General features: G+C 34.0%; 18 protein-coding genes. 13 read left to right on the forward strand and 5 right to left on the reverse strand.

Features of this window, described 5'->3' with window-relative positions:
• Window positions 1–6 precede the first annotated feature (6 nt).
• The 10 genes from FCN74_RS06745 to FCN74_RS06790 all read left to right on the forward strand — a co-directional run bounded on the left by FCN74_RS06745 (window position 7) and on the right by FCN74_RS06790 (window position 8,785).
• A complete protein-coding gene (locus FCN74_RS06745; protein ID WP_138931824.1) occupies window positions 7–519 on the forward strand; it encodes a TlpA family protein disulfide reductase in 513 nt (170 codons plus the stop codon).
• Between the two features lie 2 nt (window positions 520–521).
• Window positions 522–938 (forward strand): BT0820 family HAD-type phosphatase, encoded by a 417-nt coding sequence (locus FCN74_RS06750; protein WP_138931825.1) that lies wholly within the window; start codon window positions 522–524, stop codon window positions 936–938.
• A 9-nt stretch (window positions 939–947) separates the two neighbouring features.
• Window positions 948–1,754, forward strand: a complete 807-nt coding sequence (map, locus tag FCN74_RS06755) for a type I methionyl aminopeptidase (protein ID WP_138931826.1) — start codon at window positions 948–950, stop codon at window positions 1,752–1,754.
• Window positions 1,755–1,856: 102 nt separating this feature from the next.
• Entirely contained in the window at window positions 1,857–2,756 is a 900-nt protein-coding gene (locus tag FCN74_RS06760) for a MerR family transcriptional regulator (protein WP_138931827.1), read from the forward strand.
• A 17-nt stretch (window positions 2,757–2,773) separates the two neighbouring features.
• Window positions 2,774–4,243, forward strand: a complete 1,470-nt coding sequence (locus tag FCN74_RS06765; RefSeq protein ID WP_138931828.1) for a phytoene desaturase family protein — start codon at window positions 2,774–2,776, stop codon at window positions 4,241–4,243.
• Window positions 4,240–5,079, forward strand: coding sequence for a phytoene/squalene synthase family protein (locus tag FCN74_RS06770; protein ID WP_138931829.1), 840 nt, complete (start codon window positions 4,240–4,242; stop codon window positions 5,077–5,079). The genes FCN74_RS06765 and FCN74_RS06770 overlap by 4 nt, the downstream gene beginning before the upstream one ends.
• 3 nt (window positions 5,080–5,082) lie before the next feature.
• Entirely contained in the window at window positions 5,083–5,535 is a 453-nt protein-coding gene (locus FCN74_RS06775) for a sterol desaturase family protein (RefSeq protein ID WP_138931830.1), read from the forward strand.
• A 4-nt stretch (window positions 5,536–5,539) separates the two neighbouring features.
• Entirely contained in the window at window positions 5,540–7,006 is a 1,467-nt protein-coding gene (gene crtD, locus FCN74_RS06780) for a 1-hydroxycarotenoid 3,4-desaturase CrtD (RefSeq protein WP_138931831.1), read from the forward strand.
• Complete coding sequence (locus FCN74_RS06785) at window positions 7,003–7,635, forward strand: carotenoid biosynthesis protein (protein ID WP_171047129.1); 633 nt, start codon at window positions 7,003–7,005, stop codon at window positions 7,633–7,635. The genes crtD and FCN74_RS06785 overlap by 4 nt, the downstream gene beginning before the upstream one ends.
• Complete coding sequence (locus tag FCN74_RS06790) at window positions 7,625–8,785, forward strand: lycopene cyclase family protein (protein WP_138931833.1); 1,161 nt, start codon at window positions 7,625–7,627, stop codon at window positions 8,783–8,785. The genes FCN74_RS06785 and FCN74_RS06790 overlap by 11 nt, the downstream gene beginning before the upstream one ends.
• A gap of 47 nt (window positions 8,786–8,832) precedes the next feature.
• On the opposite strand, the gene FCN74_RS06795 is transcribed toward FCN74_RS06790, so the two are convergent.
• Window positions 8,833–9,495, reverse strand: coding sequence for an NUDIX hydrolase (locus FCN74_RS06795; protein ID WP_138931834.1), 663 nt, complete (start codon window positions 9,493–9,495; stop codon window positions 8,833–8,835).
• Here FCN74_RS06795 and FCN74_RS06800 point away from each other — a divergent pair.
• Window positions 9,483–10,211 (forward strand): peptidylprolyl isomerase, encoded by a 729-nt coding sequence (locus FCN74_RS06800; protein WP_138931835.1) that lies wholly within the window; start codon window positions 9,483–9,485, stop codon window positions 10,209–10,211. The genes FCN74_RS06795 and FCN74_RS06800 overlap by 13 nt on opposite strands.
• A gap of 3 nt (window positions 10,212–10,214) precedes the next feature.
• Here the strand turns inward: FCN74_RS06800 and FCN74_RS06805 are convergent, their stop codons facing one another.
• A complete protein-coding gene (locus FCN74_RS06805; RefSeq protein ID WP_138931836.1) occupies window positions 10,215–11,342 on the reverse strand; it encodes a THUMP domain-containing class I SAM-dependent RNA methyltransferase in 1,128 nt (375 codons plus the stop codon).
• 42 nt (window positions 11,343–11,384) lie between these two features.
• Here FCN74_RS06805 and FCN74_RS06810 point away from each other — a divergent pair, with 42 nt between their 5' ends.
• Together FCN74_RS06810 and FCN74_RS06815 are read left to right on the forward strand one after the other, a co-directional pair.
• Window positions 11,385–12,119, forward strand: coding sequence for an SAM-dependent methyltransferase (locus FCN74_RS06810; protein ID WP_138931837.1), 735 nt, complete (start codon window positions 11,385–11,387; stop codon window positions 12,117–12,119).
• Window positions 12,116–12,796, forward strand: a complete 681-nt coding sequence (locus tag FCN74_RS06815; protein ID WP_317128770.1) for a ZIP family metal transporter — start codon at window positions 12,116–12,118, stop codon at window positions 12,794–12,796. Before FCN74_RS06810 ends, FCN74_RS06815 begins: the two co-directional genes overlap by 4 nt.
• Window positions 12,797–12,908: 112 nt before the next feature.
• On the opposite strand, the gene FCN74_RS06820 is transcribed toward FCN74_RS06815, so the two are convergent.
• The 3 genes from FCN74_RS06820 to ileS form a co-directional block, all read right to left on the reverse strand.
• Window positions 12,909–13,253, reverse strand: a complete 345-nt coding sequence (locus FCN74_RS06820) for a GIY-YIG nuclease family protein (RefSeq protein ID WP_138931838.1) — start codon at window positions 13,251–13,253, stop codon at window positions 12,909–12,911.
• Window positions 13,254–13,524: 271 nt separating this feature from the next.
• A complete protein-coding gene (locus tag FCN74_RS06825) occupies window positions 13,525–13,914 on the reverse strand; it encodes a TraR/DksA family transcriptional regulator (RefSeq protein WP_138931839.1) in 390 nt (129 codons plus the stop codon).
• A gap of 1 nt (window position 13,915) precedes the next feature.
• Window positions 13,916–17,320, reverse strand: a complete 3,405-nt coding sequence (gene ileS / locus FCN74_RS06830; RefSeq protein WP_138931840.1) for an isoleucine--tRNA ligase — start codon at window positions 17,318–17,320, stop codon at window positions 13,916–13,918.
• Window positions 17,321–17,425 lie beyond the last annotated feature (105 nt).

A 17,425-nucleotide genomic window follows, 5' to 3' on the forward strand; every position in this document is an offset into this window, starting at 1 on the left:
AATATAATGAAATCTTTGTATTTATTTATTGCATTGATGGTATTAAACATATCACTAGCTCAAGACCGGGATATTGTTGGAGAAACCAACAAAGAAGACATACGCTCTACATCCCATCGCAATTGGTTTGAAGCTAATTATCAAAACTACAAACCACAACCACAGTCAATAAAACAGCTCAACAAACTGTTTAATGAAAATGACTTTTCAATTCAAGTCTATTTTGGGACATGGTGTTCTGATAGTCAAAGAGAAGTTCCTAGACTTATTAAACTTTTGGAAGAATCTAATTTTAATTTTAATCACTTAGAGCTTATCGGAGTTGGCAGAGACAAAAAAGTCCCAAACGTTTCAAAAGCACAACAAAGAAAACTTAATATCACTAATGTACCAACTATCATTGTATATCAAGATGGAGAAGAATTGAACCGTTTTGTGGAGTACGCTCAAGAGAGTTTAGAAAAGGATTTAATCAAAATTTTTTCAAAACAACCTTACAAACACAGTTATCAAGACTAAAAATGTTTTCTAGTAACAAGCCTAAAATAGCAATAGATTTTGATGGAACCATTGTAGAAAGCCGTTATCCCGACATTGGCAAACCCAAACTGTTTGTGTTTGAAACCCTCAAAAAACTTCAAAATGAAGGTTATTTGCTTATCTTATGGACCTACAGACATGGTCATAAACTTAATGAGGCTGTCGATTTTTGTAAATCTCATGATTTAGAGTTTTACGCTGTGAATAAAAGTTATCCAGAGGAAGAGTTTAGTGACGATAAAATCAGCAGAAAAATTGATGCCGATATTTTTATAGACGATAGGAACTTGGGTGGCATGTACAGCTGGGGAGAAATCTATAAGATGATCACCAATCAGGAGGCTGATTTTGAAAAACAGCCTAAAAGTCTTTTCCAGAAACTATTTAAAAACACTTAAAAATCATAAATGATAAAAATTAAGTCTGATGAAGAAATAGCACTAATGCGCGAAAGTGCACTTATCGTATCCAAAACACTTGGAGTAATCGCTAATGAAGTAAAACCCGGTGTAACGACTTTAAAACTTGATAAAATTGCTGAAGAATTTATTAGAGATCACGATGCTGTTCCGGGATTTCTAGGCTTATACGACTTTCCAAACACCCTGTGTATGAGTCCCAATGCTCAAGTAGTTCACGGCATCCCTAATGATGAGCCTCTGCAAGATGGAGACATCATATCTATAGACTGTGGTGCGATTAAAAACGGTTATTACGGTGATCACGCTTATACCTTTGAAGTCGGTGAGGTAAATCCAGAAATCAAAACTTTACTTAAAGTGACTAAAGAATGTCTGTATCATGGTATCGACCAATTTAGAATTGGTAAGCGTGTTGGAGATGTAGGCTTTGCAATACAACAACATGCAGAAAACCATGGCTATGGTGTAGTAAGAGAATTGGTTGGTCACGGTTTAGGAAAGAAAATGCACGAGGATCCTGAAATGCCAAATTATGGCAAAAGAGGCCGAGGTAAAAAGTTTAAAAATGGAATGACCGTCGCCATAGAACCTATGATCAACTTAGGCACAAAACGAATTAAACAACTTAAAGACGGATGGACAATACTTACGGCTGATAATAAGCCAAGTGCACATTTTGAACACGACGTGGCATTGTTAGATGGCAAACCCAAACTCCTCTCTACCTTTGATTATATCTACGAAGCACTAGGGATTTCCTCAGATGAAGAAGACAAATTTAGAATGGACTGAAACCATTCTTAACAATTGTTAACAAAATTGTTTAATATTTAACTATAAATTTTAAACAAGACAATAAGTTATTATATATTTTTGCTATTGTTAATTAATATTATGGCAAACATTAAACAAAATTTCAGCATTAAAGATTTAGAATCTCTGAGTGGTATCAAAGCACACACTATCAGGATGTGGGAAAAGCGCTATAAAGTTCTTGAACCTAAACGAACTGACACTAACATCAGAACCTATGGTGTTAGTGGTCTTCAGAAAATTCTCAATATTGCATTTTTAAATGAAAATGGGTATAAAATTTCCCGAATTTCAAAAATGACTGACAATGAGATTAGTGAGCTTGTTAAACGGATAACGACAAGTAAAAGTAATTATAACCGCGCAGTAAAATCTCTAAAAGTGGCTATGATGAATTTTGACCAGTCTTTGTTTTTAAAAACTTATGACGGTCTTTTAGAACACAATACGTTTAGAGAAATATACAATGATGTATTTATTCCATTACTTACTGATATTGGAATGCTATGGCAAGCCGGTACAATTACGCCAGCTCATGAGCAATTTATTTCAACATTAATTAAACAGAAGCTTTTTATCAACATCGAAAAGCTTCAGTTTGAAAAACCTTCTAAGACAGATAAAGTATTTGTTTTGTTTTTGCCCGAAGAGGAAATACATGATGTCGGTTTATTTTATACCAATTATGAATTATTGTTACATGGTTATAAAGTAATTTTCCTCGGTCAAAGTTTACCAATGGAAGATTTGACATACCTTTCAAAACTATTTGACAATACCGTGTTTGTGTCCTATTTAACGATTAAGCCTAAAAATATCGATGAATATTTAGAAAGGTTTACAGAAAGTATTTGTACAGGTGATAAATGTGAATATTGGTTGTTAGGTAGAAAAGCTATCGAGATTATAGAAAATGATTACACTTTACCAAAACGAGTCCGTGCATTTAAAAATATTAATGAATTAACGCTTAACCTCTAAAGCGTTTAGTCCACAAAATGAGTAAGACAGTACATATTATAGGTTCAGGATTTTCATCACTTTCAGCGTCCTGTTATTTAGCAAAAGCTGGATACACTGTAAAAGTTCTAGAAAAAAACGCAAATCTTGGTGGAAGAGCTCGCCAAATGAAACACAAAGGCTTCACTTTTGATATGGGGCCGTCATGGTATTGGATGCCAGATGTTTTTGAACGATTTTTTAAAGATTTTGACAAAACACCACAAGATTATTACAAATTAGATAAACTCAACCCTGGTTATCAGGTTGTTTTTGGAAAAGATGATAGTTTTAAAGTTGCTGATAATTTAGAAGAGCTTTACAATGCTTTTGAACAACTTGAAGACAACGGTGCTCAAAAGCTCAAAAAATTTATGGATAAGGCACGTTCCAATTACGATATAGCTATAAAAAAATTGGTATACAAGCCCGGTGAATCTCCATTAGAATTAGTGACCCCTGAGTCGATTTCTAAACTTGGACAATTTTTTGGCAATATAGATAAAGACGTTGAGCGTAATTTTAAAAATCCTAAGCTCAAACAGATATTAAAATTTCCTGTACTGTTTTTAGGTGCGAGACCACAAGATACGCCATCGTTTTATAGTTTTATGAATTATGCAGATTTTGGTCTTGGTACCTGGCATCCCAAAGGTGGAATGTTTAGTGTTGTCAAAGCTATGCAAGATTTAGCAACTTCACTGGGAGTAACATTTGAAACCAATGCCAACGTCGAATATATACACGTTGATGAACAAAAACATGTAAAGGGTTTGACAGTAAATGGAGAACAAATTGACTCAGATTTAATTTTATCTGGCGCAGATTATCATCATACAGAATCATTACTAGACCAAAACCATAGACAATATTTAGAACAGTATTGGGAGAAAAAAACCTTTGCGCCTTCTTCTCTTCTCTTTTACGTTGGGTTTGACAAAAAACTCAAAAACATAAATCATCACAATTTGTTCTTCGATGTTGATTTTAATCAACACGCAGATGAGATATATAAGAATCCTAAGTGGCCAGAAGAACCTTTATTTTATGCAAACTTTACCTCACTTACCGATCCAGATACAGCTCCTGAAAATTGTGAAAATGGTTTTTTCTTAATTCCACTGGCTCCTGATATTAAAGATACAGAGGCTTTGAGAGATGAATATTTTCTAAAAATTATCACAAGGTTTGAAAAGTTGACTAACCAAAAAGTCCAAAAAAACATTATATTTAAAAAATCATTTTGTGTTTCTGATTTTAAAAAAGATTATAATTCTTACAAAGGAAATGCTTATGGAATGGCAAATACCTTGTTACAAACTGCCTTTTTGAGACCGAGGTTAAAAAGTAATAAAGTAAAAGGTTTGTACTTTACAGGGCAATTAACAGTACCGGGACCTGGTGTTCCACCTGCTTTAATTTCGGGTAAGTTAGTTGCCGATTTAATTGAGAAATACGACAAATCATGAAGTTAATATTTGACAACATCGCCAAACATTGCAGTAAGCATGTTACGCAATCTTACAGTACTTCTTTTTCCTCTGCGACTCGTCTCCTATCGTCATCTATACGTCAAGATATTTATAATATTTACGGCTTTGTGAGGTTTGCAGATGAAATTGTAGATACTTTTCATGATTACGATAAAGAATTTTTGTTTAACGATTTTGAAAAGCAACTCTACGATGCCATTGAAAACAAAATTAGTTTAAATCCAATTCTCAATGCGTTTCAAGAAACCGTTCATAAATATCAAATTCCAGATCATCTATATAAGGCTTTTATGAATAGCATGCGGGCTGATTTAAATAAATCAAATTACAAAACCGTAGAAGAATACGAGCAATATATTTATGGCAGTGCTGATGTTGTCGGTTTGATGTGCTTAAAAGTATTTGTAAAAGGCGACGAAGATTTGTATAACGAATTAAAGCACGATGCTCAAAAATTAGGATCTGCGTTTCAAAAAGTCAATTTTCTAAGAGATTTAAAAGCTGATTATGAAGATTTAAACAGGTCTTATTTTCCGAATGTAGATTTAAGAGCTCTAGATGAAGAAACCAAAATGAGAATTATCAATGAAATTGAAGCAGACTTTAAAGCTGGATTAAGGGGTATCACTAGGTTGCCTATTGAAGCTAAGCTCGGGGTTTACACAGCTTATGTATACTATTTAAAATTACTTTACAAGCTTAAAAAGACACCATCTTTACAGATCAAGTCCAAGCGCATACGTGTTAATGATTATCAAAAAATGAGTTTATTGGCTCAATCTTACTTATCTTGTAGATTAAATTTGATATAGACTATGTTTATATATTCTATTCTTGTTTTTTTAGTTTCCTTTTGTTTTATGGAATTTATGGCATGGTTTACCCATAAATACATCATGCATGGATTTCTCTGGTCATTACACAAAGACCATCACCTAAAAGACCATAAAAGCTGGTGGGAACGCAATGACCTTTTTTTTATATTTTATGCTGCGGTAAGTATGTTTTTCTTTATTTACGTAGATAGTTTAGGCTATTGGTTTGGTGTTCCTATAGGCGCAGGAATCGCTGCCTATGGATTAACCTATTTTTTAGTTCATGACATATTTATTCACCAAAGATTTAAGTTATTTAGAAATGCAAACAACTGGTATGCAAAAGCCATAAGACGAGCTCATAAAATCCATCATAAACACTTAGGCAAGGAAGATGGTGAATGCTACGGCATGCTAGTTCCACCACTGCGCTTTTTCAAGAATCAAAAATAAATTTATGTCTAAAGCCATCGTCATTGGAGCTGGTATTGCTGGTTTAGCTTCGGCGTTAAGGCTCAGACATCAGGGTTACGAGGTAGACGTATTTGAAAAAAACACATACACCGGCGGAAAAATCCATGCGATTCAACTAGGAGATTACAGGTTTGATTTAGGACCTTCTCTCTTTACACTCCCAGAACTTGTTGATGAACTCTTTAAACTTTTTGATGAAGACCCACGGAACCACTTTAATTATATTCAGAAAGAAACCATTTGCAATTATTTCTGGGAAGATGGTACTTCTTTTTCAGCTTCTGCTAACAGGGATAGATTTGTCAAAGAAGCCAGTCAATTTTTTGAAGAGTCTGAAGAGTCTATAAGAAATTATCTTAAACGAAGTCAGCGTAAATACGAATTAACTTCACCGGTTTTCCTAGAAAAATCTTTACATAAAAGCAAGTCTTTTTTCAACCTGGAAACAATAAATGCATTAAGCTCAGTACATAAGTTAGACCTCAATCAAAGTTTAGATCAAGTAAATCACAAATCGTTTTCAAACGAGAAATTGATACAGTTTTTTAATCGTTTTGCAACTTATAATGGTTCTTCCCCTTTTAAAACACCGGGTATTATGTCTATGATTCCACACTTAGAAATGCAGCTTGGAACATATTTACCTAAAAAAGGAATGCATGATATTTCGCAGAGTCTAACCCGACTTGCCCAAAAAGTTGGTATACGCTTTCATCTCAATGCTCCTGTTGATGAACTTATGACTGAAAATAAAACCGTAAAAGCTATAAAAGCAAAAGGAAAAATCTATAATGCTGATACTGTAGTTTGTAATATGGATGTATATACAGCCTACAATACAATTTTAAAAAACGCACCAAAACCAGAGAAAACATTAAAGCAGGAAAGATCAAGCTCTGCATTGATTTTTTATTGGGGAATAAATAAAGAGTTTAAACCTTTAGATTTACACAACATTTTATTTTCAGAAAATTACAATAAAGAGTTCGAGCATATTTTTGATAAAAAGTACTTTTATGAAGATCCAACGGTCTATATAAATATTACTTCAAAACATATCAAAAATGATGCTCCAAGAGGCTCTGAAAATTGGTTTACAATGGTCAATGCACCTACACATGAAGGACAAGACTGGAAAGCTCAAACCACTTACATTAGAGAAAAAATTATCAATAAAATCAATAGAAATCTCAAGACAAATATTGAAAATCACATAGAAGTTGAAAAAGTTCTCACTCCAAAAGATATAGAAAAAGAAACTGCATCATTCCAAGGGTCACTATATGGGACGTCTAGCAATAATAAATTTTCAGCTTTTTTACGTCATCCCAATTTTTCAAAAAGTTATAGTAATCTTTTCTTTTGCGGTGGCTCTGTACATCCCGGTGGTGGTATTCCTTTATGTTTGATGTCTGCAAAAATAATAGCCAAACACATTCGTCAATCATGAAGCACATCAACTTGAAATACTCAGGGATATTCATGTTATGGCTTATGCATATATCCGGCTTTATTGGGATAAATTTAGGATACAGTGATTTCTTTCTTCCTTTATCAGCATTGAATTTATGGTTTATTTTTTCTTTATTAGTCTTTTTTTATCCTATAAAAAAAATCAAGCAAGTCATTTTATTTTCAAGTATTGCCATCAGCGGTTTTGTAGTCGAAGCTGTTGGTGTAGCCACCGGTCAAATATTTGGTGAATATACTTATGGTAACAATTTAGGACTTAAACTAGCTGATGTACCCATTATAATAGGTGTAAATTGGGCGATATTGAGTTTTGTGACTGCTGAAATTGCTGATTCAATTAAACTGAAATCTACTTATCTTAAAGCATTGATATCAAGTGGTTTAATGCTAGTTTTTGATATATTTATAGAACAGTCTGCACCAAGATTTGATTTTTGGGCATTTGAACTACCAAGTGTGCCTTTACAAAACTATATCACTTGGTTTGTTTTGGCTTATATTTTCAGTTTTGCGGTTTTGAAATTCAAATCCAAAGCGGACACCGTAATATCCTTTCATATTTATATTGTCCAAGTTTTATTTTTTATTCTTTTTTATGTCTTCTAAAGCTTTTGATTACATCATAATTGGAAGCGGCGCTTCCGGACTTCAACTCGCTTTAGCGATGTTGAGAGATACCCATTTTGATGATAAAATGATTGGTATAATCGAAAAAAGGACAAAATTTACAAATGACAAAACTTGGTGCTACTGGGAAACCGGTCAAGGGTTGTACGACAATATCATCCATAAATCTTGGAATAAAGGCGTATTTAAAGCTAATGGTGAAACCATTCCTCTTAATCTCGCTGAGTATCGCTATAAAATGATCAAATCAATTGACTTTTATACTTATGCTAAAAGTAAAATCAAAACTGCATCAAACATTCAGTGGATTGAAGATGAAATCACTAAAAGTGAAGAGAATCAAGACACAGTTCAATTAAGAGGGAAACACAAGACCTATTCAGCAAAACATATATTTGATAGCAGATTACCAGAAAATTACAAACCAAAAGACAGTATCAATATCTTACAACATTTCAAAGGTTGGTTCATTAAAACTGAAGAAAATGTTTTTAATCCGGATACATTTTGTATGATGGATTATGATATCTCAGACCATGAAAAAACCTGCTTCATATATGTTTTACCCTTTACCAAAAATAAAGCTTTGGTAGAATTCACGTATTTCTCTCCGGAACAAGTCAATGAGGAAACCTACGAACATTATATCAAAAGCTATTTAAAAGAAAAACTCAACCTCGCACAATATCAAATTTATGAAGAAGAAAAAGGAGTAATCCCCATGAGTAGTCATCCTTTTTACAAACATCATAGACCAAAGATCACCAAAATCGGCACATCTGGAGGCTGGGTTAAAGCCTCTACGGGCTATTCTTTCAAAAATGCTGAACGCAATTCAATAAAAATTATCAATAATATTAAAGAAGGAAAAAGTCCACACCATCATCTCTACGATAAGCGTTTTAAACACTACGACAAAATGTTTTTAGATGTATTATACAATCATAATGAATACGGTCAAACTTTATTTTATAAAATGTATAAATACAACGATATATCTCAAATCTTTAAATTTTTAGACGAACAAACCAAGCCTCTAGGAGAGGTTAAGATGATGCTTACCATGACATCATTTTACTTTATAAAAGCACTACTCAAACATATTGCTCAAGGGTTTAAAATAAAATAGCAGTGTATAATTATATTACAACTCTTAAATATATACTTGAATTGTGTCTAATTTGAAAACAAATCTTTTCTTGATATGATATTATTTAACATGACTTGCAGTTCACTTAACATCATAGCAGTTGCACCCCAAATGGTATAACCCTTAAGTTGATAGGACATCACTTGCCGTTTTCCAGCATAAGAAGTACGAATTGACCCTGTTTTTATATTTGATGGTTGCATAAAATCTTTGAGCTTTACAGGTATAATCTTTTCAACTTCAGAAACTTGGCGTTCAAAAACTGGTGTGTAATCAACTTTGGCTAAAGTGGGTTGTACCATATAGTTAGAAGGCGGAATATAAAGTTCAGTCATAGGTCTTATAACTTCAACAGTTGTAGCCTTCACTCCTATTTCCTCTTCTGTCTCCCGCAGTGCTGTTTCTATTAAATTTCCATCCTGTCTTTCAACTTTGCCTCCAGGGAGAGCCACTTGATTTGAATGCACACCTTTATAAGATTTTCTCAATATCAATACAAAGTGGGTTTCATTTTGGTGACCGGGATAAAATAAAACCATAACACCAGCTTTTTTGGCTTTATCAGTATTATAGCTTATTTCTAAAGATTCTTTTCTAAAATCAGGGGCTAATAAGATTTGAGCTTTTTGACCCGGTAAATCTATTTTTTTTATTTTTGGTAAAAATTGATTAAAATATGAAAATTGCATTTCGTGTCTCGCTATATTTTATTGTATTAACTCTGTTTTGGGCCTGTAAAAATGATCCTGAACCTAGGAAATACCCACAAAAAAGTCAAAAAACTAAAGCCAAAGATACAATACCAGAAGTTATCATCCCAGCAGGTGGAGAAAATGATGTTGATGTCTCCCATATTAAAACATTGACTCAAGAGACTCTAGAAGACTATCTTGAAAAATACGAAATACAAAATCCTGAATCTTTAGTCAAGGTAAAAACTCGATTTGGTGATTTTAAAATTCAATTGTTTGCTGCAGAAAAATTACACCGTGTCAATTTCATTCGTTTAACTAAATTAGGCTATTACGATGACACATTCTTTCACCGTGTAGATAGTGGATTTGTTGTCCAAGGTGGCAACAGTGATAAACCTAGCACACAAAAATTAAGGTCAAAAATTGGTGATTACTTAATTCCAAATGAGTACAATCCTTTACATAAAAACAATTATGGGTTTGTAGGCATGGCCAAACCGCCGAGTCAAAAAGTGAGTAACGCCTCATCGGCTTTTGAATTTTATATTGTGGTCAAAAAAGATGGCGCCCATCATCTCGATAAAGAATTTACAGTTTTTGGACGTGTGATAGAAGGTATGGAAGTTGTTGAAAAAATCTCACAAGTAGAAACAGATGCCAGTGAATGGCCATTGTCCAATATTCAAATGGATATTGATGTTTTAAGATAATAGCTAGTAAATCTTAAACTGGTATAAATTTGCCTCTATACCACCGTTAAAAACTTTTATTGGCTTTGAACCTTTAAGTTCTAAAAACCTTGGTGCATCATCATCTGAAGTGATGAAACATACTTTTGTATTCTTATAATTAGCTTTAAGCGTTTGACCCAAAATCTTGTAAAACAATTCTGGATTTACATCCAATCGATTGCCATAAGGTGGATTAAACAACATATGCAAAGGGCGTTCGTCTTCTTTTGAAGTGGAAAAGAAATCATCGTGATGAATATTGATAAACTCGCTTAAATTAGCTTTATCCACATTATCTTGAGCTTTTCTTATCGCTGAAGGCGCTTTATCTATACCTGTAATTTTAAAATGAAACGGTCTAATTTTTTTTAAAACTGATTTTGTAATCACTTCAAATAAGTCTTCGTCCCAATCTTGCCAATGCATAAAACCAAAAGTTTTGCGATTGAGATTAGGTGGAATTTGACAAGCAATCATCGCCGCTTCTATCAAAATCGTGCCACTGCCACACATTGGATCCATAAAATCACTCTGCCCGTCCCAACCTGAATGCAACAACAAACCAGCAGCCAAAACTTCATTGATTGGTGCAATATTAGTCACCGTACGATAACCGCGTTTAAACAATTTATCGCCAGAGCTATCTAAGCTGACTGTACAAGTGTTTCGATTGATATGCACATTAAAAATCAATTGAGGATCATCAGTCGATACATTTGGGCGCTTACCGGTTTGGTTTCTAAAAAAATCTACAATGGCATCTTTTGTTCTTAAGCCTACAAATTGTGAATTATTGAAAATGGATTGATGTGTAGTGGCAGAAGCCATAAATGTGTTATCCACAGTCATTATATTAGACCAATTGAATTCGTAGAGTTTTTGATAAAACTCATCTTCTGAGTGAAATTTAAATGTTTTTATAGGTTTTAAAATGCTTAAGGCTGTTCTCAAGCTCAAATTGGCTTTGTACATAAATCCAGTATCACCGACAAAACTCACGTTTCTTACGCCGGGTTTGATATCCATAGCGCCGAGTTTAAGAAGTTCGCGTTCTAGCAAAGGTTCAAAACCATAGAGCGTTGTCGCCAGCATTTTAAAGTTATTGCTCATAATTTTATTTTACAAAACAAAAATAGGCTAATTTTGTAGTCTATGAAACAAACAGCGTCTAAATGGTATGCGACTTGGTTTGATACCCCGTATTATCATATTTTATATAAAAACAGAGATAACGAGGAAGCGCAAAACTTTATGCGTCAACTTACAGATTACCTGAATTTAAAACCTAAATCACATATTTTAGATGTGGCTTGCGGTCGTGGACGACATGCCATTTATTTAAATAAAATCGGGTATCAGGTCACTGGAATAGATTTATCTCAAAACAGTATAGATTATGCTAAAACTTTTGAAACTAAAGGCTTAAACTTTGTTCGCCACGATATGTGTCAACCCATGGGTAAAACCTATGATGCCGTTTTTAATCTCTTTACCAGTTTCGGATATTTTGAAAAAGACGATTACAATATCAATGCCATAAAAGCGATGAAAGCCAATATGAAGCTCAATGCATGTGGCGTTATAGATTTTTTGAATGTGCATCACACACTAAAACATCTAAAATCACACGACAGCAAAACTGTTGACGATATTGAGTTTAAAATTCATAAATGGGTTGAAGACGGTTATATTTTTAAACGCATACAGTTTGAGGCTGAAGGTCAAGATTTCGATTTTACTGAACGTTTAAAATGTATTGATTTAGAGTTGTTTAAATCTTACTTTAAGACAGCAGGCTTACAAATTAAGCATGTTTTTGGCAACTACGATTTAGAAGACTTCAATACTGAAACTTCTGAACGTTTAATATTGATTTTTAAACCATGATGAGTTTATACCTTCCTATTATTGCGGTTTTTCTAGGTTTTTTTATTGCATTAAAAGTTAAATCCCATTCCAAGTATTTGAATTTATTGCTTGCTTTTAGTGGTGGCTTTTTACTCGCGGTAACTGTAGTGACACTTTTACCTGACATCTACAAAGCGCAAAATGATTTAATAGGTATTTTTATTTTAATCGGTATTGTAATGCAGTTGGTTTTAGAATTTTTTTCTAAAGGGGCTGAACATGGTCATGTGCATTTTGAACAAAAAGGAAATACATTTCCACTATTACTTTTCATCAGTTTGTCTATTCACTCTTTTTTTGAAGGTTTTCCAACTCACCAGCACTCAGATTTATTGATTGGCATTTTAGTTCATAAAATACCTGTAGCCATAATAGTAAGTAGTTTTTTATTGAGTACTCAATTATCAAAAACGAAACTGATTGTTTTTCTCATCTTATTTTCTATAATGACACCTCTAGGAAGTCTTGTTCATATTGTTTTTGAACAAGATTTAGGCCACATAAAAGTCTGGGTAGAAGCTATTGTAGTAGGTATTCTCTTACACATTGCCTCTACAATTTTGTTTGAAACCTCTAAAGATCACCAATTTAATTATAAGAAATTTATCAGTATTTTGATTGGGATGGGACTTGCGGTTGTGCAGATGCTGTTTTGACGCTTAGTGAAACCATTTTAATAGGATATGGTGGTGAGATGCTGAAACGAGTTCAGCAGGACATACTGAAAAGATGTTGAAACAAGTTCAACATGACAGTAGTTATCTACTGTCACCCTAAATTTATTTCAGGGTCAGGGTCTGGATCAGGGTCAGGGTCTAAAGGTTTCCACAAATCTTTCCATTCTGGATTAACACTTTCAATCAAATTAATTTTCCATTGCCTATGCCAACGTTTTAATTGTTTTTCACGTTTTATAGCATAATTGGCATATTGAAACTCTTCTAAATACACTAACCTTTTCAGGTTATACTTTGCAGCGAACTTAGAACCTCTACCAGCTTTATGTCTTTCCATTCTATCGTCGATGCCTCCTGTAAAACCAATATATAGTGTTCCTTTTGGTTTGTTTGTTATAATATATACCCAATACCTATGTATAAGTCGTTTAGGCATCTCAGATTTGAATTATGAATTTTGATTTTAGGTAAAGGTAATAAAAGATGCTGAAATAAATTCAGCATGACATATGGGTTTGGGTCTTTGTTGTCGGTGGATGCTGAAACAAGTGGTCTTGGATCTATGATATCGAGAGATGATGAAATAAATTCAGCATGACATAAGGTTTGGGTTTGGTTATCGTAGATACTGAAACGAGTTCAGCATGACAGTTTTGCCAAAAACTGTCACCCTGAATTTATTTCAGGGTCTAGGTCACGGTCAGATCTTAATTCTGACGGTTTTTAGCTTCAATGCTTAAGGTAGCGTGTGGGACTAATTTTAAGCGTTCTTTCTGAATTAATTTTCCCGTCACTCGGCAAATCCCGTAAGATTTGTTTTCTATCCTGACTAAAGCATTTTTTAAATCTCTGATAAATTTTTCTTGACGGATAGCCAATTGAGAATTAGCTTCTTTACTTAAGGTACTACTACCATCATCAAAAGATTTAAAAGTTGGCGCGGTATCTTCTGTATCATTAGCACTTCCGTTCTTGTAAGCATCGATGTAGATGTTGAGTTGCTTCTCAGCATTTTTAATCTTGTCTTCAATAAGCACTCTAAATTCTGCTAACTCAGCATCTGAATATCGTTCAGGTTGTTTAGTTGTCGTTGTCATTCTATTTCTTTTTTAATGTTATAACGGTATGCACATCGTCAAATTCAATTTCTCTTCCGTTTTTGATTTGGTCTGCAAAAATAATGTTTTCAGTTAAAGTTTCTCTCTTGATATACGTTAAATTTTCTTCTACAGCGTTTATGATATTGTTATCATTCTGAATACTAATATCGATATGATCCGTCACGTTTAAATCAGAATCTTTGCGTAGGTTTTGAATTCTGTTGACCAATTCTCTCGCAATACCTTCATTTTTAAGTTTTTCGTCGATATGTATGTCTAAAGCAACTGTAATATTATTTTGAGAAGCGACTAACCAACCTTCTATGTCTTGTGAGGTAATTTCAACTTCATCAATACTTAAGGTTTCAGGGTTGCCATTAATTTCAACTTCAATCTGACCATCGCTTTCAATTTTTGCAATATCAGATTTAGTCAATTGATTTACAGCTTTAACAGCAAACTTCATGTCTTTACCGTATTTTGGTCCTAAAACTTTAAAGTTTGGTTTTATGCTTTTAATGAGTAAATCAGAAGTATCATCAATAAATTCGATGGTTTTGACATTAACTTCAGATTTAATTAAGTCTGCTACAGCTTCAACATCGGCTTTAAAATTTTGATCTAATACGGGTATCATTATACGTTTTAAAGGCTGTCTCACTTTAATTTTTTCTTTTTTCCGTAAGGATAAAACTAAAGATGAAATGATTTGTGCTGTATGCATTTTTTCTTCTAGAGATTTATTAATCATAGAAGTATCAGCTTTTGGAAAATCTGCTAAATGCACACTTTCTGGAACGTCTTTATCTAAAACCGAAGTCAAGTCCTGGTAAAGTCTATCTGCAAAAAACGGTGCTACAGGGGCAATTAATTTTGAAATATCTAATAAACACGTGAAAAGTGTTTGGTAGGCAGAAATTTTATCCTGTTCGTAATCGCCTTTCCAAAAACGTCTTCGGCTTAATCTGACATACCAATTTGATAAATTTTCTTGCACAAAATCTGAAATGGCTCTGGTGGCCTTAGTCGGTTCATAATCTGCATAAAACGCATCAACATCTTGAATCAGCGTATGCAATTCAGATAAAATCCAACGGTCTATTTCCGGTCTTTGCTCGAGAAAAACATCGACTTCTTCATATTGAAAGTTGTCAATGTTAGCATACAATGTAAAGAATGAATAGGTATTGTAAAGCGTTCCAAAAAATTTACGTTGCACTTCTCCTATGCCGTTCAAGTCAAATTTGAGATTATCCCAAGGATTGGCATTGCTAATCATATACCATCGTGTAGCATCAGGTCCGTAAGTTTTTAAAGTTTCAAATGGATCTACAGCATTACCGAGACGTTTAGACATCTTTTGTCCGTTTTTGTCAAGAACCAATCCATTAGAAACCACATTTTTATATGCCACATCTTCAAAAACTAGTGTAGCGATGGCGTGAAGCGTATAAAACCAACCTCTTGTTTGGTCAACACCTTCAGCTATAAAATCGGCGGTCTTTTTTTTGTTTTCAACTTCTTTGGTGTTTTCAAAAGGATAATGCCATTGTGCATACGGCATTGAACCGGAATCAAACCAAACATCAATTAAATCGGGTTCTCGCTTCATCGGTTCGCCTTGATCTGAGACTAATATAACGTCATCAACTATATTTTTGTGAATATCGACATCGGCATAATTTTCATCTGAAAAGTCATTAACCTTAAAATCAGCAAAAGGATTTTCTTGCATTATACCGGCTTCTACTGATTTGTCTATTTCTTGTTTTAATGTAGAAATGGAATCAATAATTTTTTCTGCTTTGCCATCTTCTGTTCGCCATATCGGTAATGGTATTCCCCAATAACGCGAGCGGGATAAGTTCCAATCATTGGCATTGGCGAGCCAGTTGCCAAAACGGCCTTCGCCTGTAGATTTGGGTTTCCAATTGATGGTATTATTGAGTTCAACCATTTTGTCTTTAAACTCAGTAACTTTGATAAACCAGGAATCTAAGGGATAATACAAGATAGGCTTGTCTGTTCGCCAGCAATTGGGATATGAGTGAAGGTATTTTTCGACTTTAAAGGCTTTGTTTTCTTCTTTTAATTTAATCGCTATTTCAACATCTGTAGACTTTTCAGGGGCTTTTCCGTCTTCGTAATACTCATTTTTGACATATTTTCCAGCAAACTCGCCCATCTCAGGTCTAAATTTTCCTTTTAAATCCACCAATGGCACGAGATTATCTTGCTCATCTTTAACAAGTAATCCTGGCACTTCAGGCTGCGCTTGTTTAGCCACCATGGCATCGTCTGCACCAAAGGTCGGTGCGGTGTGAACAATACCTGTTCCATCTTCAGTCGTAACGAAATCTCCGGCAATTACCCTAAAGGCATTCTCCGGATTGTGATAAGGTTTGGCATAAGGTAAAAGTTGTTCGTATTTTATTTCTAATAAATCTTCTCCTTTAAAAGCCTTTGTGATAAAATACGGGATTTTTTTATCAGTTGATTTAAACTCAGATAGCTTTTGCTCATCATCTACGGCAACAAACTTTTTGCCAAATTCTTTTGACACTAAATCTTTTGCAATAATTACCGTGATTGGTTTAAATGTATATTGATTAAAGGTTTTTACAGCAACGTAATTTATTTTTTTACCAACGGTCAGCGCTGTATTACTTGGTAACGTCCATGGTGTGGTTGTCCAAGCCAAAAAGAAAATATCACCCTTGAATGTCTTAAGGCTTTCGGGCAAAGTGTCTTTAACTGCTTTAAATTGAGCGGTAACCGTTGTGTCTGATACATCCTGATAAGTCCCGGGTTGGTTGAGTTCGTGAGAACTTAAACCTGTTCCTGCTTTTGGTGAATAAGGCTGGATGGTGTAGCCTTTGTAAATCAAACCTTTATTATAGATTTGAGCTAGCAGCCACCAAACGCTCTCCATATATTTTGGCGTGTATGTGATATACGGATTATCCATATCTACCCAATAGCCAATTTTTTTGGTCAAGTCGTTCCAAACATCAGTATAACGCATGACGGTTTTTTTGCATGCGGCGTTATAGTCTTCTACCGATATTTTTTTACCAATATCTTCCTTGGTAATACCTAGTTCTTTTTCAACGCTTAATTCTACAGGTAAGCCATGCGTATCCCAACCGGCTTTTCGATCTACACGATAACCTTTTTGGGTTTTGTATCGGCAAAAAATATCTTTGATAGTTCTTGCCATGACATGGTGAATTCCAGGTAAACCATTTGCAGATGGCGGGCCTTCAAAAAAGATAAAAGGTTTGTCTTCTGGTTTTTGGTCAACACTTTTTTTAAAAATATCATGTTTTTGCCAATACGCCAATATGTCATTGGCAGTTTCTACCAAATTCAAGCCTTGATATTCCGGAAAGCTTTTGCCCATAATGCTGATTTAATCGTAAAGTTTGCGAAATTAATGAAATTATACCAAATTAAACTTTATTTCTAATGGAATTGATTCATATCATCTTTTGCCTAAACTTTAATA

The sequence above is a fragment of the Mesohalobacter halotolerans genome, assembly GCF_006120725.1.
Taxonomy (GTDB): Bacteria; Bacteroidota; Bacteroidia; order Flavobacteriales; family Flavobacteriaceae; genus Psychroflexus; species Psychroflexus halotolerans.

Bases quoted from the DNA above. Each gene is read 5' to 3' on its own strand.
- FCN74_RS06745 (WP_138931824.1), top strand. From the start codon at position 7: ATGAAATCTTTGTATTTATTTATTGCATTGATGGTATTAAACATATCA.
- FCN74_RS06750 (WP_138931825.1), top strand. From the start codon at position 522: ATGTTTTCTAGTAACAAGCCTAAAATAGCAATAGATTTTGATGGAACC.
- map (WP_138931826.1), top strand. From the start codon at position 948: ATGATAAAAATTAAGTCTGATGAAGAAATAGCACTAATGCGCGAAAGT.
- FCN74_RS06760 (WP_138931827.1), top strand. From the start codon at position 1,857: ATGGCAAACATTAAACAAAATTTCAGCATTAAAGATTTAGAATCTCTG.
- FCN74_RS06765 (WP_138931828.1), top strand. From the start codon at position 2,774: ATGAGTAAGACAGTACATATTATAGGTTCAGGATTTTCATCACTTTCA.
- FCN74_RS06770 (WP_138931829.1), top strand. From the start codon at position 4,240: ATGAAGTTAATATTTGACAACATCGCCAAACATTGCAGTAAGCATGTT.
- FCN74_RS06775 (WP_138931830.1), top strand. From the start codon at position 5,083: ATGTTTATATATTCTATTCTTGTTTTTTTAGTTTCCTTTTGTTTTATG.
- crtD (WP_138931831.1), top strand. From the start codon at position 5,540: ATGTCTAAAGCCATCGTCATTGGAGCTGGTATTGCTGGTTTAGCTTCG.
- FCN74_RS06785 (WP_171047129.1), top strand. From the start codon at position 7,003: ATGAAGCACATCAACTTGAAATACTCAGGGATATTCATGTTATGGCTT.
- FCN74_RS06790 (WP_138931833.1), top strand. From the start codon at position 7,625: ATGTCTTCTAAAGCTTTTGATTACATCATAATTGGAAGCGGCGCTTCC.
- FCN74_RS06800 (WP_138931835.1), top strand. From the start codon at position 9,483: ATGAAAATTGCATTTCGTGTCTCGCTATATTTTATTGTATTAACTCTG.
- FCN74_RS06795 (WP_138931834.1), bottom strand. From the start codon at position 9,495: ATGCAATTTTCATATTTTAATCAATTTTTACCAAAAATAAAAAAAATA.
- FCN74_RS06805 (WP_138931836.1), bottom strand. From the start codon at position 11,342: ATGAGCAATAACTTTAAAATGCTGGCGACAACGCTCTATGGTTTTGAA.
- FCN74_RS06810 (WP_138931837.1), top strand. From the start codon at position 11,385: ATGAAACAAACAGCGTCTAAATGGTATGCGACTTGGTTTGATACCCCG.
- FCN74_RS06815 (WP_317128770.1), top strand. From the start codon at position 12,116: ATGATGAGTTTATACCTTCCTATTATTGCGGTTTTTCTAGGTTTTTTT.
- FCN74_RS06820 (WP_138931838.1), bottom strand. From the start codon at position 13,253: ATGCCTAAACGACTTATACATAGGTATTGGGTATATATTATAACAAAC.
- FCN74_RS06825 (WP_138931839.1), bottom strand. From the start codon at position 13,914: ATGACAACGACAACTAAACAACCTGAACGATATTCAGATGCTGAGTTA.
- ileS (WP_138931840.1), bottom strand. From the start codon at position 17,320: ATGGGCAAAAGCTTTCCGGAATATCAAGGCTTGAATTTGGTAGAAACT.